Here is a 13,805-nt window from a genome sequence, read left to right on the forward strand (position 1 = left end):
TGGTCCTGAATTAATGGTTCAGCGTGCCAGGAACTCGCTGATCAACGTGATCACCTGCTGCTGGATCACCGGGCGTGGCCGCGCATCCTCGCCGTCCTGGCAAATAATGCCATCGCCGGGCACATCGGCGTCGAGTATCGCCGCCGCGCCCGGTTTGCATTGGGACATAAAACTAAAATGGCTGGCGTCGCGGATCTCCACGTACTGCGTCGAGGCTTTTGGCAACCGCTTGGCCATGTCGGCCGATTCCATCTGCGCCGGCAAATCCGCCGACGGCGCACCGGCGCCTATCACCAAGGCCCGCACTGGTAGCACCGCCAGGCTCGCATCTGTAAACCCGCGCGACAGGCCCAGGTCCAAAGACACCACGGCGCTGACGCGTTTGTCGCTCAAGTCCGCCGCCAATTGCTCCTTCCCGTTTGCAGTGCCTTCAGGGTTCATCTCGCGGTAGGCGGTACAGGCGACCAGCGCCGGATGGGCGCCGCAGTCCCGGGCAAACAGCGCCGGATCAAAACGTGCACCGGCCGTCTCCATCACCGTCCAACCCCCTAGGGAATGACCCACCACTGCGATCCGCCCGCTATCCACCGCACCGAATGGCGCCGGCTGCGCCAGCAACGCATCAATGGCCCGGCTCAAATCCTTCGGCCGTTGCCATAACTGCGCAGCGGCCTGGGCGCTGCGATCCTGGCTGGTAGTGCCTGGGTGGTTGACCGCCGCCACGATATAACCCTGCTGCGCCAACGCACTGGCCAGCCACGCCTGTTTGCCCCAATTGCCACCGTAGCCGTGGGAGAGCACCACCAAAGGATGCTTGCCGGGCGTCGGCGCTGCATCCGGAACCGCCAGCACGCCGATGAACACCACATTGTCGGCGATCAGCTTGGGGTTGGCATTGGTGGTGGCGGGGTACCACACGGCCATTTCCAGCGGGCGGTTGTTAAGGGTGTCGGGCAGGGTGGTGGTTTGGAAGCCGATGGGGTTGTCGCTGGCGAATACGGGAGCGGTCAGGCACATCAGCAACAGAGCGGAGCGGGGGGCTTTCATGTTTTTTTCGTCCTTGAAAGGGAGGGCGCAGCATGACCTGAAACGGTCGGTTCAGGTAGAGGGGAGGCGGGACTACGAAGTGGCTGACAGAGTCCTACTGCTTGGTATTACAGATGCGGACTTCACGTTTTTAGGAAGTAGCTGGCTTACTTGAAGCTGTAAATCATGCAGTGTTGGAGCGTAAATCCTACTGGATGTGTCGACACTGACCTTTAATTAAAGGGTGATGATTATGGAGCTTATAAGTGCATCACATGGTTCGAAGCCGAGGTATGACCTGTCTGGCCGTAGTTATTTAATCTTTTTGCTGATCGGAATGACTTTTTCCCCCTCCGGTGTAGTTAATGCCGAGGAAAAAATGATCAGTAAAACGGTCACGCCCACTGTTATCAACGTCATTTCTATTGGTGGGACTGGACTGGCCATTTTTAGCTTGTCCCCCAGCGATTTTCCAGCCGGTTCCTTCGGCGTTCCCAAACAGTTGCTAGGGATTGATTGGAATACGACCTCCTACCCCGAAAACATAAAGGAAAGCGTTGAGTTGTGCTATTCGCGTCCTTATAACACCGCCCAGCGAACGTGTGTGCCGATTTGGCCTGGATCTTCCGGAACGTCGACCGACTTCAATGATCAGCCCTTCGGCCAAGGTGCGGGTGTGACCATCAAGCATCATGTTTTGGGCGGCGGTGCACGACTGGGTTATCCCGCTGGCAGCGACACGGTGACAGTTCGGTATAGGGACTAAGTTGCGAGCCCCGCTCGCGATCAGCCTGCGGGGCTTACTTGCAGCTCAAAAGCGTTGTTAATCGATCGCGAGGCCATTTATGGTAACTATCAACGTTGATACGTCGTTAGCCAATAATCGCCTGGGTAGTACTGTTGTCCGTGACTTGAGCCCAGCCTCGGTGTTGCCTCTTCGAGACCCTATCGGCGCGCCTGCCGTTGTTGAAGCCGATGCTGACAACACCTTATCGATCCTGGCGAGGCAACTAAGTGACGCTGCCAACCATGACGCCGGCATGCGTCAAGCAGACCCAGGCAACAACCTCTCCAACCCGCTCGATGCGATCAGCGACGAAAGATATTTCGCTGCCAAGGCTCAGCATGATGCCGAGGTTCCCGATACTCACGTTCTGGAATTGCTTGAGCGCGCCAAGCAAGCCACCGCCTTTGCCAACGGTTTGGCCAGTAACCCTTTCAAAGGACTCGCGGTCGATCAATTGACGCTGATTGCTCGCGACGAAAGCGGTACGTTCACCGTCAACGAACGGCGCGCAGCCTGGCAGGAGGTTCGCCTGAATGAACAGCGGCTCAGCGCCTCTTCAGGTTCCGCCATTGGGCGTGAACTCATGATTTCTCGGCTCTTCCTGGGGCATGAACCTGCGGTGGCCGAAGGCACCCTGACCTTTAGCAATATGGCCCAAAGCAGTTACGACTTCCTGACTCGTGATGATCGCAGCCTGTTGTCAGACATGTACGCCTATGCGCAGGAGCAAGGAGCCGACTTGGCATATGTCGACATGCTGGCCTACGACCTCGGCAACTACCGCCATCACGACAATGGTCGCCAGCTCTTGAGCGGTAACAATGGCTACAACCAGGAGGGGCGCCGGGTGACGTTCAACTTCAAGGAGCATGATGTAGCTGCGGCATCACGCATTCTGAACGGCTCGGCCATTGACTCTACCCGCCTCGAACAGGGTTTTTTGCGTCATGTCCTGAACCCGGACTTCGGCGCGCTGAGCAATATGGGCAGCATCGCTTTTCTTGAGCAGATGGTGCTGAAATTTTCCAGTGCAGGTGCCACGCAAGCTTTGCTGGGCAGGGAGTTCGCGACTTATACACCGATAAGTATCAACGACAATATGGTGGTCACAGTAGCCGAAGAGGTAACGCTCACATTTGATGAGCCCGTGCTTATCAACACCGATGGCATCTGGACCATCACCGAAAAAGGTAAGGCCGCGGGTTACACCATGGACCCGGCCACCGGAAAACCGCGTCGGGCGGCTGCGCCTTCAGTCGACGACAGGCAGCCGCACAGCGTCGTCGGTGAGGCCGTAGCCAACCCTTTGAAGACGCGCTCACTGGTAGACATCCTTGCAGGCACCCCCGATCAGTCCACCTCGCGATGGCGCTGGCCTGGGTATTTATTAAAATTGATGAAAAATCCAAAACCATGAGGAGGCGGCAATCACACGCCTTGGCCACCCAATGACTTAGGTTTAAAGCCAGCTTTGAGGTCAATGGTATTCGAAGGTAAACCCGAGGGTATGGCATGTGCAGAATGCGCAGTTGCTGATTAATCGTCTGCGCGAGGAAGGGGTGGCTCCGGCGTCTTCCAAGAGAAGAGCGCCCGCCAGGCCCCGAAGGCCTAACCGGCGCCAAGGCGCTGCCGAGTCGTCGTGAAGTCGATCATGACGACGCGGCGGTCTATCGGTTGGCTGCAAGACTAGCTAACCGTTGAAGCACTTTCCCTCGCCATCAATTTGTCCACCAACAAAACCCCCAATTCACTCAGCTGATGAATCGCCAACGCGACATCGCGCTGTTTACCTGTCAGTTCATCCGACAGATCAAGCAGCAAGGCGGTAACCGAGGAAAAGGTTTCGTAGCTATTGGCGATGAGCGTTTCGCTGCTGGCATCGTCGGCAACGCTGAACAGCGGCGAGGGTGGTGGTTCGGCGTGGGTGTTAAGGGGGGGCTGATCAAGCTTGAGGTTTGGATCGTTTGGAGGGTTAGGCGTGATTTTGTACATATGCGTAATTCCTGAGTGGGGCCGACACCGTTTCGCTACTAAACGAAAGGGTGGCAGCTGTACGCAGGTTAGTAGACCGGGGAATTACACAAAGCCGGCGCACCCGAAGGTGCCCTACGCACAGCCACCATCAGGCACAGACAGGAACGTCTGATAGATGAAGCTCATGCACTAAGTGTAATTGACCCTCGGGCTACTAAACCCGATCACTGAGTTGTCAGCGACCGAGCCACCTTAGAGACGCCCATCCAAGCGCACAAGCCGGCGGATTCTGACGCAACTGTAGGCAACGGAGCAAGGTGGTGCAGCGCGCTGTAGGACATGTCTACAGGCTATCGCTACTCGTAGGCGAACTGGTCAATCAACCCCAAACGCGGAACACGACTGTTCGGCTCTAATATTGCGCCTGGAGCAATGACGGCATTCGCGCCAATTTTGCAGCCGTCGCCTATCAAGGCACCGAATTTGTTCACGCCAGTCTCGATCACAATGTCTGCATAGCGGATCTTGATATCCGCCCCATCCAACTCGTTACGGTAATTGGCGATGATTGCACCGGCTTCAATATTTACCCCTTCGCCAATCAATGAATCGCCGACAAAGTTGAAGTGTGCCAGCTTGCTTGCGGCCAGCATGAAGGTGCTTTTCAGTTCGCAGCTTGGGCCCACAATGCAATGGCTGCCCAGATAAACGCCGCCACGCAGGTAGGCTCCCGCTGCTACGAATGAGCCTTCGCCGATGATGATCGGGCCTTTCAACACAGCGCCTTCTTCGACAATGGCGCTTTCGTGGATGGCACAGTCTCCGTGGCGCCGGTAGCCCGTGCCGAGGCGTGACAGCAAGGCCAGAACCTGGTTTTCGCAGTCTTGAGACACCCGCCAAGCGGCAGGCTGCGTCACGCCAAGGGCGGGCCATTGAGCAATGAATGTACTGATCTCAGGTAGCTTCATGCAGAGCGCTTCCGATGTCGGGGTGGGAAGATAGAGCCGCGCTGTTAATGGTAGGGCAGGGGGCTCAGGCCACATCTTACAATGGGCTGCCACCGATCTGCGTCACCCCGAAGAAAGCCGCCGACTCGCCCACCCCCAGGCAAAACATCTTCCGATACTCCGAAGGCGACGTCCCCAGCTGCGCTGCAAAATGCTGCCTCAACGACAGCGCGGTGCCAAACCCCACTTCGCCTGCAATGCATTCAACCGGCAGTTCCGTGGTTTCCAGCAGCGCCTGCGCCCTGGCTACGCGCTCAGCGTTCAGCCATTTGAACACGGTGGTGCCGGTGGCTTCCTTGAAACGGCGGGTAAAGGTGCGCCGGCTCATCTTTGCCCGGTCGGCCAGCACATCGAGCGACAGGTCGCTGGCCAGATGGACGCGCGCCCATGCCAGCACCTCCGACAGGTGTGTCTCGCTTAAGAGTTGCGGCACGGAGTGTTCAACGTATTGCGCCTGGCCACCCTGGCGGTGGGGCGGGGTCACCAGCATTTTTGCGGTGCGGTTCGCCACATCGGCGCCGAGCCGCTGGCGTATCAAGTGCAGGCAGCAATCGATGGCCGCGACGGTGCCGGCGGAGGTGATGATGTTATCGGCACACACATAAAGCGCCTCTGGCCTGAATCGCGCACTGGGAAAGCGTCGCGCAAACTCGTCGCGGGCGGCCCAGTGGGTGGTGGCTTCCTTTTCGTCCAGCAGGCCAGCATCGCCCAGCACGAATGCGCCCAGGCACAAGCCGACGATCAGCTTGCCCTGTGCGTCGGCCAGTTGCAGCGCTTGGACGAGCGTGGGAGAGGCCACGATCGATTGATCGCCCCAGGCGGGGATGATGATGACGTCGGCGGTGTGCATCAGTTCCAGGCCCAGGCTTACCGACAAACCCAGGCCCTGGTCACTGCTGATCGTGCCAGGCACTTCTGCGCAGTAGCTGATCTGGTAATGAGGCTCGTGGGTTGTGGATTGGGCGGTTCCCAGCACCATCCCCGGCACGGAAAGATGGAAGAGGCTTACGCCATCAAAGGCGAGAACGGCTACGCGGATGGGAGGCATGAGGCCACCTTGGGGGCGGGATCGAATGGCCCGATTATATCGCTATCTGTCATTCAGGCCACTGTTGGCCGTTACGGGGTTCGGCAAGAATAAACGCCTCGATACATAACAGGACTCAACTCATGAAACTTACCACGCTCCCTCTGGTTTTCAGCATCGCTTGCGGCGCAGCTGCCACGCCTGCATTGGCAGGCTCGACCGCCCCTGATGCAGCCAACAAATTAGACCTTCAGCAAGTACGTAACGCGACGGTGAAAATCACCTATGGTGGTATCACCTTTCTGATTGACCCGATGCTGGCCAAAAAGGGCACTTACCCAGGTTTCGAAAATACCTACCGTAGCGAGCTGCGCAATCCGCTGGTGGACTTGACCGAGTCGCCGGCACAGGTCATCGCCGGTGTCGACGCTGTGATCGTCACCCACACGCACCTTGACCACTGGGACGACGCAGCACAAAAAGCGCTGCCCAAAGACATCCCGTTGTTTGCCCAGCATGAAGAAGACGCGCAGTTGATCCGTTCCCAAGGTTTCAAGAATGTGCGTGTGTTGACCGACGAAGCGGAATTTGGCGGCGTCAAAATCACCAAGACCGGCGGCCAGCATGGCACCGATGAGATGTATGCCGTGCCGGCGCTGGCAAAGCCATTAGGCGAAGCCATGGGCGTGGTTTTTCAAGCACCCGGTTACAAAACCCTATACCTGGCGGGTGACACGGTGTGGCGTAAAGAGGTCGACCAGACCATCGAGAAGTTCCACCCCGAGGTGATCGTGCTCAATGCCGGGAAGGCCATGATGGCGGGGTATGAGGGCTCGATCATCATGGGTGAGGAAGACGTGCTGCGCGCTGCACAGGTGGCGAAAAACGCGAAGATTGTGGCTGTGCATATGGATGCCATCAATCACATGTCCTTAACCCGCGAGGCGTTGCGTAGCTACGTCAAGCAGCACGGCATCGAGGGGCGTGTGGATATTCCTGAGGATGGCACTTCATTGGCTTTCTGAGGCCAGGCGCAGGGCAAAATGTGGGAGAGGGCTTGCTCCCGATTGCGGCAGGTCAGCCAACCTCTTAGTGGCAGATACACCGCTATCGGGAGCAAGCCCCCTCCCACATTGATAGGCGTTGATTGGCCCTCCCTTTTCGGCTGGCGCTGCCCTCGGCTCAATGCCTGATCAACTGCTCTGGATGCAAGGTACACAAGTGCTAATAGTATTGCTCGGCTGCCTGCGCGGCGGCTGGACTAGGATTTTTTCTTGCGGTGCTCACCGACATTAAAAATTCACTGGCATCTACAAGGAGTAGCCAGTAGGCTACAAGTGACTCTGTGATCAATACGATTGGCAGGACGCCCGAGTTCGATACATGGCTCGACGGTATGAGGGATGTATGGGGAAAAACGGCTGTGCTGATCCGCCTGGATCGAGCCGAAGAAAACAATTTTGGCGATTGCCAGCCTGTAGGCGATGGCATGAGTGAAATGCGTGTGTTTGTCGGGCCCGGCTACAGGATTTACTTTGTGCGCACAGGCATCACCGCTTACCTGATGCTGTGGGGGAGCGATAAAACCGACCAGAAACGAGGAATCAAGCGGGCAAAAGAGATTCTCGATGCCCTGAGAGGTCAATGACATGAGTAAGTCGACATTCAAACCAGAGGACATGCCGATCCTCGAGCTGGATACATCCGGCACCAGCGCCTATGAGGCTTCACGTTTCCTTGATAGCCCGGAAACCATCAGTGCCTATCTTGCGCAAAGCATGGCGTGCCATGACCCGCAAGTCCTTATGAAGGCGCTGGCCGAGGTTGCCAAGGCCCAGGGTGTGAACAAGGTTGCCGAAGCGGCGGGGGTGAATCGGGAGAGCCTGTATAAAACCCTGAAAGGCGGCTCAAAGACGCGTTATGAGACGGTCCAGAAGCTGATGATGGCATTAGGGGTGGAACTGACGGTGCAACCGATTGCCGCGACCGCAATTAAAAAAACGGCCGTCATCGGCAAAACCTGATGGACCCAAAAGAGGACGGTTTATTTGATTGAAAATAGAGACGTCCCTTTTTGTCCACAGAGGGCCATTCCCTTACGAACGGGATCAAACGATTTAAGAGAGAAGCTGAGTTGATGTGCGCTTGGTCTTGTAGGAAATCGACCTCTGATAGCGTAAGGCTATTCCTATTATACTGGTTATATATCCAGTGTTTTCGGGGCGGCGAGCTCATGAAACGAAAATGATTGAAAAATGGGCCTATGGCAAAAAAAAGCGACTCCGTTAGTTTGAGGTCCTCTCCTTCAAGAAAGGAGAGTTCTTAATCAAGTGAATGGAGTTACAAAATGAACAAACCACAAACCCAGACACCGCTTCGCCATGGTCGTGTCACATCCCCTTCCAGCCGCGGTGCAGTCGCCGTGGATCTCGGCCTGCTGGAGACCTGGCAGGTCAATGAAATGGAAGGCGGCAAGAACTTCCCGGCACTGATGGCCGGTCCGTTCCCGGCGCCTTATCAAACCGACAGTGACAGCGTCACCCCACCAGCCGACGGCTTCATCCTCAGCGGTGGCAAGACCGATGCCCGTGACTGCATCAACTTAACCAGCGAGGAAATGGCCAAGAAACTCAACCGCGCCTTCACCTGGCCGTTGCTCAATGTCGAGCCGGGTCAGACCTTCAAGGTCACCTGGGCATACACCGCGGCGCACACCACCCGTGGCTATCGCTGGCTGATCACCAAGGATGGCTGGGATCCGAAACAGCGCATCACCCGCGCACAACTGGAAACCCAGCCGTTCGCTGAAGATTTCTATGCCCAGGTGCCGTACTACAGCCATGCAGGCGAACTGAAGGCCAAGGTCAATCATGAAGTGAAACTGCCGGCCAACAAAAAGGGCCAGCATGTGATCGTATTGATGTGGATCGTCGCCAACACCGGCAACGCCTTCTATCAAGCCTTCGACGTGGACTTCAAATAAGCCCGCACCATTAAACCCACAGGTTCTGAAGGATTAGAACATGTCAAATATCGACTTTACCTCACTGCAATCGCCACTGAACGATGCCGCTTCGCTGATGCCCAGCATTGCCGGCAAAAAGATCCTCATGGGCTTCTGGCACAACTGGCCTGCCGGCCCGAGCGATGGCTACCAGCGTGGCCAGTTCGCCAATATGAGCCTGGCGGATGTACCAAAGGATTACAACGTGGTGGCCGTGGCCTTCATGAAGGGCAACGGTATCCCAACCTTCAAGCCGTACAACCTGTCCGACGCCGAGTTCCGTCGTCAGGTGGGCGTGCTGAACAGCCGGGGCAGGGCGGTGCTGATTTCCCTTGGCGGCGCCGATGCACACATCGAACTGCATAAAGGCAACGAGCAGCCACTGGCCAACGAAATTATCCGCCTGGTGGAAACCTATGGCTTTGATGGCCTGGATATCGATCTTGAACAGAGCGCGATTGATTTCGCCGACAACAAGACTGTCCTGCCCGCCGCGTTGAAATTGGTCAAGGACCACTACGCAGGTCAAGGCAAACACTTCATCATCAGCATGGCGCCGGAGTTTCCCTACCTCACCACCGCCGGCAAATACGTCGGTTACATCCAGGCGCTGGAAGGCTATTACGACTTCATCGCCCCGCAGTATTACAACCAGGGTGGCGACGGGATCTGGGTGCAAGAGGTCAACAACGGCAACGGCGCCTGGATTGCCCAGAACAACGACGCGATGAAAGAGGACTTCCTGTTTTACCTGACCGAAAGCCTGGTGAGCGGAACGCGCGGGTTTACCAAAATCCCGGCAGACAAGTTCGTCATTGGCCTGCCCGCGAACGTCGATGCGGCTGCCACCGGTTATGTGATCAACCCAGCAGCCGTGACCCGTGCATTCAAGCGTTTGTACGACAAAGGATTGTCGATCAAGGGCCTGATGACCTGGTCGGTGAATTGGGACAACGGGGTCAGCAAAGACCACGTGCCCTACAACTGGGAATTCAGCCGCCGTTATGGGCCGTTGATCAATGGCACTGCTCTCTCTGGCCTTGAGGAGGATACGGCGGATCTCGAGGTCGCCAATCAGCAGTAGCGCAAAGAGACCTCTGGCAGACGTGCCAGAGGTCAAACAGCTAAGCTTCTGATCTGACTAAAATCCGATGCCTGTTTGGGCATCGGATTTTTTGCGTCACGCTCAAATTGCGCTGAGCGTTCATAAAGCCGATTTACCGCACCAAACAAGGCCGCTTGTTATCAAAGCCCCAACCCGGAATCAAGAACTGCATCGCCACACTGTCATCCCGCGCCCCTAGGCCCATACCTTTGTACAGCTCATGGGCCTTGGCTACGGCGTCCATATCGATATCCACACCCAGGCCCGGCTTGGCCGGCACCTTTACGTAACCGCCTTCAATCTTCAACGGCTCGTGCGTCAGGCGCTGGCCGTCCTGCCAGATCCAGTGGGTATCGATGGCGGTGATTTCGCCCGGTGCGGCCGCGGCCACCTGGGTAAACATCGCCAGGGAAATATCGAAGTGGTTGTTGGAGTGTGAACCCCAGGTCAGGCCCCAGTCGTTGCACATTTGCGCGACGCGCACCGAGCCCTGCATTGTCCAGAAGTGCGGGTCGGCGAGGGGGATGTCCACCGATTGCAGCTGGATGGCGTGGCCCATTTCGCGCCAGTCGGTGGCGATCATGTTGGTAGCGGTTTTGAGGCCCGTGGCGCGGCGGAATTCGGCCATGACTTCGCGGCCCGAGTAGCCGTTTTCTGCACCGCACGGGTCTTCGGCGTAGGCCAGCACATGATGCTGGTCACGGCACAGGCGGATGGCTTCTTTGAGCGACCAGGCCCCGTTTGGGTCAAGGGTGATGCGCGCATCCGGGAAGCGTTCGGCCAGGGCGGTGACGGCTTCGATTTCTGCATCGCCACTCAACACGCCGCCCTTGAGCTTGAAATCGTTGAAGCCATATCTAGCTTTGGCCGCTTCGGCCAGGCGTACCACGGCGTCAGCGGTCAGGGCTTTTTCGTGACGCAGGCGGAACCACTCATCATCGGCGTCGGCCTCGTTGCGGTAGGCCAGGTCGGTAGCGTTGCGATCCCCCACATAAAACAGGTAGCCAAGCATTTTCACCGCGTCGCGTTGCTGGCCTTCGCCAAGCAAGGCCGCTACCGGCACTTCGAGAAACTGACCCATCAGGTCGAGCAGCGCGGCTTCCATGGCGGTGACGGCATGAATAGTGATGCGCAGGTCAAAGGTTTGCAGGCCGCGGCCGGCACTATCCCTGGATGCAAAGGTACTGCGCATCTGGTTGAGGACGCGCTGATACTGGCCAATCGGCTGGCCGATCACCAGGCTGCGGGCGTCTTCCAGGGTTTCGCGGATGCGCTCGCCACCGGGCACTTCGCCGACGCCGGTGTGGCCGCTGCTGTCCTTGAGGATAACGATATTGCGCGTGAAATAAGGGCCGTGGGCGCCGCTGAGGTTGAGCAGCATGCTGTCGTGGCCGGCGACCGGGATGACCTGGAAATGGGTGACTACAGGGGTATTCATGGCAAGGTCCTTATATACGCTCAAAGGGGTTTGCTGATGGCGGCGCCAGGTGCAGCGCTATGTGAGGTCTGCACGACAGAGGGCGACGTCTTGGCGAAAAACACCAGGATGGCCGCGAGCACCGAGGTGCCGGCCAGGCCATACAGCCCGCCCTGGATCGAGCCGGTGGTCTGCTCCAGAAAGCCAAAGGTGGTCGGTGCCACAAAGCCGCCCAGGTTGCCGATGGAGTTGATCAGTGCGATCACGGCAGCGGCGATGCGCACATCCAGGTAGCCCTGGGGGATGGGCCAGAACAGCGACGACGCGGATTTGAAGCCGATGGCCGCAAAGCAGATCGCCACGAAGGCGAAGATCGGTCCGCCGGTGGTGGACATGAACATCCCGGCCGCTGCGATCAGCAACGCCGCGGCGACCCAGGCCTGCTGGAACTTGAACTTGCCGGACAGCGTCGCGAACGCATACATGGCGATGATCGAGATCAGCCAGGGAATCGAGTTGAAGAACCCGACCTGCACATCGCTCAGGTCACCCATTTTCTTGATGATGCTCGGCAACCAGAAAGTCGCGGCGTAGATCGTCAGTTGAATGCAGAAGTACAGGGCGCAGAACAGCAGGATCTGGCGGTCCTTGAGCAGCTTGCCGATGTTCGGTTTCACCGTGGTCAGGGCTTCACGTTCGCGCTGCTCCTGATCGATGGCGTCCACCAGGGCGTCCTGTTCTTCGCGGGTCATCCACTTGGCATCATGGGGCTTGGAGTCCAGCCAGAACCACACAAAGAACCCCAGCGCCACCGAAGCCAGGCCCTCGATGGCGAACATCCATTGCCAGCCGTGCAGGCCCAGCCCTTCGATCTGCAGTAACGCCCCCGACAAAGGCCCGGAGATCAACGACGCCACCGCCGAACCACTGAGGAAGATGGCGATGGCTTTACCACGCTCCACACCGGGCAACCAACGGGTGAAGTAGTAGATCACCCCCGGGAAAAAGCCCGCTTCGGCCACGCCCAGCAAGAAACGCAGGATGTAGAAGTGGGTTTCGTTCTGGATAAACGCCATCAGCGTGGCGACGATGCCCCAGGTGAACATGATGCGGGTCAGCCAGATACGTGCACCGACTTTTTGCAGCAGCATGTTGGACGGCACTTCGAACAGCGCGTAGCCGATGAAGAACAACCCGGCACCGAAGCCGTAGGCCGCCGCGCCGATGCCCAGGTCATGCTCCATGTGCGTACGCACGAAGCCGATATTGACCCGGTCGATGTAGTTGAGGATGAACATGATGACGAACAGTGGCAGCACATGGCGCTTCACTTTGCTTACGGCGCGGGCGAGTACCGAATCACGTTCGGGTGCGGCGGATGCTGGGCTTGAATGGCTCACCATTTGAAAACGTCCCCTGATTGTTTTTATGCGGGTTAGGTGTTTTGTTGCCAGACATCATACAAGTGCTTTTCTGAGTATCGCAATGCTCAGCTCAGTGATTTTGTGTTTATAAGGGCCAGGTCTGGCGGCGTATTTTGGTTATTTGTGAGTCTTTGCTGGGTTTTATCGTTGGGATGAGGGCGTAGTGGTGGGGTGGCGCTTTCAGCGCGAAACAGCTGATAAAAAGGACGTGTGGTGTTGTTGTCATACAAGTGGGGTGTTTTTTCAGCAATGAGGTGTCCTTTGCATTCAGAGTGATAAGCTCCCTCCAGCCCAAGCCCGTGGACCGTGACAATGCCCATTGAAAGCACAACACCTGTGCGTAGACGTTCAACCAACCTGGCCCAAGGCGTGGTCGAGTCGCTGACCCAGCGCATCCTGCTCGGGCAACTCAAGCCGGGTGAAAAGCTGCCGTCTGAATCCACCATCGTGCGTGAACACGGGGTGAGCCGTACCGTGGTGCGCGAAGCGCTGTCCAAGCTGCAGGCATCCGGGCTGGTGGAGACGCGTCATGGCATCGGCACCTTCGTGCTGGAGCAGCACACGCAGCCAGGCTTGCGCCTGCATGTGGACACGGTCGCCAGCGTGCGCAACATGCTCGAATTACGCCTGGGCCTGGAGGTGCAGGCCGTGGCCCTGGCCGCGCTGCGCAGGAGCGACGCGCAACTGGCCCACATGCGCCAGGCCCTGGATGACTATCAAGCCTCGTTGGCCAACAACGACAGTTGCGTAGAGGAAGACAAGCGCTTTCACCAACTGATCGCCGAGGCCACCGGCAATCGGTTTTTTACCGACATCATGTTGCACTTGGGCAGCGGGATGATCCCGCGCACCCAGGTCAAGGCCGCCGAACGTGGCGGCGCGGATTTTGCCAAGCTGGGGCAACTGGCAAACCTTGAGCATGAGGCGATCTACAATGCGATCAAGCGCCAGGACCCGGACGCCGCACGGGCGGCCATGGTGTTGCACTTGACCAACAGCCGGGATCGATTTTCCGGGCAATCATAAGGAACCAC

General features: G+C 57.7%; 14 protein-coding genes and 1 pseudogene. 8 read left to right on the forward strand and 7 right to left on the reverse strand.

Translation table 11 applies throughout. From position 1 onward, the window contains the following. Positions 1–18 precede the first annotated feature (18 nt). Positions 19–1,047, reverse strand: a complete 1,029-nt coding sequence (locus tag NMB39_RS09445) for an alpha/beta hydrolase family protein (RefSeq protein ID WP_494339366.1) — start codon at positions 1,045–1,047, stop codon at positions 19–21. Positions 1,048–1,279: 232 nt separating this feature from the next. Between NMB39_RS09445 and NMB39_RS09450 the strand changes: the two genes are divergently transcribed. Continuing rightward, positions 1,280–1,792 (forward strand): hypothetical protein, encoded by a 513-nt coding sequence (locus tag NMB39_RS09450; protein ID WP_494339365.1) that lies wholly within the window; start codon positions 1,280–1,282, stop codon positions 1,790–1,792. Positions 1,793–1,871: 79 nt separating this feature from the next. Next, positions 1,872–3,230, forward strand: a complete 1,359-nt coding sequence (locus tag NMB39_RS09455) for a hypothetical protein (RefSeq protein WP_494339364.1) — start codon at positions 1,872–1,874, stop codon at positions 3,228–3,230. A 269-nt stretch (positions 3,231–3,499) separates the two neighbouring features. On the opposite strand, the gene NMB39_RS09460 is transcribed toward NMB39_RS09455, so the two are convergent. The 3 genes from NMB39_RS09460 to NMB39_RS09470 all read right to left on the reverse strand — a co-directional run bounded on the left by NMB39_RS09460 (position 3,500) and on the right by NMB39_RS09470 (position 5,842). Beyond that, positions 3,500–3,805 carry a DUF6124 family protein gene (locus NMB39_RS09460; RefSeq protein ID WP_494339363.1) on the reverse strand — a complete coding sequence of 102 codons (306 nt, stop codon included), beginning with the start codon at positions 3,803–3,805 and terminating at the stop codon, positions 3,500–3,502. 338 nt (positions 3,806–4,143) lie between these two features. After that, positions 4,144–4,755 carry an LbetaH domain-containing protein gene (locus tag NMB39_RS09465; RefSeq protein ID WP_124401337.1) on the reverse strand — a complete coding sequence of 204 codons (612 nt, stop codon included), beginning with the start codon at positions 4,753–4,755 and terminating at the stop codon, positions 4,144–4,146. A gap of 76 nt (positions 4,756–4,831) precedes the next feature. Beyond that, positions 4,832–5,842, reverse strand: coding sequence for a GlxA family transcriptional regulator (locus tag NMB39_RS09470; protein WP_057024579.1), 1,011 nt, complete (start codon positions 5,840–5,842; stop codon positions 4,832–4,834). 122 nt (positions 5,843–5,964) lie between these two features. Between NMB39_RS09470 and NMB39_RS09475 the strand changes: the two genes are divergently transcribed. The 5 genes and pseudogenes from NMB39_RS09475 to NMB39_RS09495 form a co-directional block, all read left to right on the forward strand. Further along, on the forward strand, positions 5,965–6,846 hold the full coding sequence (locus NMB39_RS09475; protein ID WP_057024580.1) for an MBL fold metallo-hydrolase: 882 nt from the start codon (positions 5,965–5,967) through the stop codon (positions 6,844–6,846). Positions 6,847–7,166: 320 nt separating this feature from the next. Then, positions 7,167–7,469: a type II toxin-antitoxin system RelE/ParE family toxin gene (locus NMB39_RS09480; protein WP_032896084.1), complete on the forward strand. Its 303-nt coding sequence runs from the start codon at positions 7,167–7,169 to the stop codon at positions 7,467–7,469. Between the two features lie 31 nt (positions 7,470–7,500). Beyond that, on the forward strand, positions 7,501–7,845 hold the full coding sequence (locus NMB39_RS09485) for an addiction module antidote protein (RefSeq protein ID WP_494339362.1): 345 nt from the start codon (positions 7,501–7,503) through the stop codon (positions 7,843–7,845). Between the two features lie 323 nt (positions 7,846–8,168). After that, on the forward strand, positions 8,169–8,804 hold the full coding sequence (locus NMB39_RS09490) for a lytic polysaccharide monooxygenase auxiliary activity family 9 protein (protein ID WP_057024582.1): 636 nt from the start codon (positions 8,169–8,171) through the stop codon (positions 8,802–8,804). A gap of 40 nt (positions 8,805–8,844) precedes the next feature. Continuing rightward, positions 8,845–9,846, forward strand: a pseudogene (locus NMB39_RS09495) (chitinase); the annotation flags it as partial. Positions 9,847–10,042: 196 nt separating this feature from the next. Here the strand turns inward: NMB39_RS09495 and gudD are convergent. The 3 genes from gudD to NMB39_RS09510 form a co-directional block, all read right to left on the reverse strand. Then, complete coding sequence (gene gudD, locus NMB39_RS09500; protein WP_057024584.1) at positions 10,043–11,368, reverse strand: glucarate dehydratase; 1,326 nt, start codon at positions 11,366–11,368, stop codon at positions 10,043–10,045. Positions 11,369–11,388: 20 nt separating this feature from the next. Beyond that, on the reverse strand, positions 11,389–12,747 hold the full coding sequence (locus NMB39_RS09505; RefSeq protein ID WP_494340602.1) for an MFS transporter: 1,359 nt from the start codon (positions 12,745–12,747) through the stop codon (positions 11,389–11,391). 89 nt (positions 12,748–12,836) lie between these two features. Further along, complete coding sequence (locus NMB39_RS09510) at positions 12,837–13,091, reverse strand: hypothetical protein (protein ID WP_494339361.1); 255 nt, start codon at positions 13,089–13,091, stop codon at positions 12,837–12,839. Here NMB39_RS09510 and NMB39_RS09515 point away from each other — a divergent pair. Next, complete coding sequence (locus tag NMB39_RS09515) at positions 13,084–13,797, forward strand: FadR/GntR family transcriptional regulator (RefSeq protein ID WP_057024585.1); 714 nt, start codon at positions 13,084–13,086, stop codon at positions 13,795–13,797. The two genes, NMB39_RS09510 and NMB39_RS09515, sit on opposite strands and share 8 nt — an antisense overlap. Positions 13,798–13,805: the final 8 nt, after the last annotated feature.

This window comes from Pseudomonas sp. FBCC-B545, from assembly GCF_059134095.1.